At 71.5% G+C, this 1,244-nt stretch carries 1 protein-coding gene and 1 pseudogene; both read left to right on the top strand.

The window, feature by feature from the left end; all coding sequences use genetic code 11:
- The first annotated feature begins 463 nt into the window (after positions 1 to 463).
- A complete protein-coding gene (locus tag GJ632_RS21590; protein WP_191453987.1) occupies positions 464 to 742 on the top strand; it encodes a hypothetical protein in 279 nt (92 codons plus the stop codon).
- A pseudogene (locus GJ632_RS21585) lies at positions 739 to 1,244 on the top strand (hypothetical protein); the annotation flags it as partial. The gene GJ632_RS21590 and the pseudogene GJ632_RS21585, both read left to right, overlap by 4 nt.

Genomic DNA, 1,244 nt, shown 5'->3' with positions numbered 1-1,244 from the left:
GGCGGCGACGACGGCGGGTCGGCCCCGTCTCGGAGTTCGACGACGACGAGGACGCGCCCCTCGTCGTACGTCAACCCCTCGCGGTCGGCGTACGCCGACCGGTCGTCCGCCTCGACTAACCCGACGAGCGTGTCGTCGAGTCGTTTTCGCGCGTCGGCATCCACCGTGACCGGCCGCCGTTCGGCCGACGGCGTCGCTGTCCCCGTTCCCGTCCCATCCCGCTCCCCGTCCCGACGAACCGGCCTCCGTCGTCGGGTGCCCCCCGAGACACCCCGACAGGCCCGCGACGCGGACCGAGACGAGACCGGCGACGAATCGACGTCGGGTCGAATCGTCGAACACGACCGCCGGTTTCTATCGAGGGAGAATATCTCTTTTGGGTGACTATCAGGACGGAGATACTGAGACGAACGGTGATACGACGGACGAGCCAGTTATCGTCCGCGGGCACTAAGCCGAGAGAATGAACGCTGCACGTCTCTTGGCCCTCGTCGTGGCCGTCTCGCTTCTCGTCCCGGTCGGCGCCGTCGGCGGCGTTCCCGCGGTTCGGCTCACCGTCTCCGACGCCGTCGTCGCCCCGGCCACGCCCGTCGTGGGCGAACAGGTCACGGTGACGGTCACCGTCGCCAACTCCGTCGGGAGCGAGTCCGCCGTCAGCGTCGACCAACTCCGACTGACGACGGCGACCGGGAAGTCGCCCGCGCGACGCGCGTCGGGGCGCTTTCGCCGGGCGACGCCGTGACCGTTCCCCTCGCCGCGTCGTTCGCCGAGGCGGGACCGCGGGTGCTCACGCTCTCGGTCGTCGGTACCGACGCGAACGACCGGACCGTGCGCGTGGACCGCCCCGTGCCCGTGGTCGTCGAGTCCGCCCCGCCACTCGTCGAACTCGCCGTCGCCGAGGCGGCCGTCGAGAGCGAGTCGCGCCTCGCCGTCTCTCTGTCGAACCCGACGACTGCGCCGATGCGAAACCTCGTCGTCGCGGTCAACGAGTCGCTCGGGCAGGCCGTCGAGAGTCGGCGGACGCTCCCGACCCTCGCGGCCGGCGAGACGGCGACGCTGAACCTCTCTGTGGTCCCCGACGAACCGGGCGTCCGGACCGCGAGCGTGGACGTGACCTACACCACCGCCTCCGGCGTCGCCCGGACGACGACGTTCGCCCGGTCCGTCGCCGTCGACCCGTTCGTCGACGACGTGGGTCTGGCCGTCGTCCCCGTCCGACCCGACGAGGCGGCCGACGACGCGAC

Source organism: Halogeometricum sp. CBA1124, from assembly GCF_009741955.1.
GTDB classification, from domain to species: domain Archaea; phylum Halobacteriota; class Halobacteria; order Halobacteriales; family Haloferacaceae; genus Halogeometricum; species Halogeometricum rufum.
The sequence above is the reverse complement of the archived record's forward strand: the minus strand, read 5'-3'. Positions and strand labels throughout refer to the sequence as shown.

Coding starts and splice junctions, on each gene's coding strand:
- GJ632_RS21590 (WP_191453987.1), top strand. CDS start 464: ATGAACGCTGCACGTCTCTTGGCCCTCGTCGTGGCCGTCTCGCTTCTC.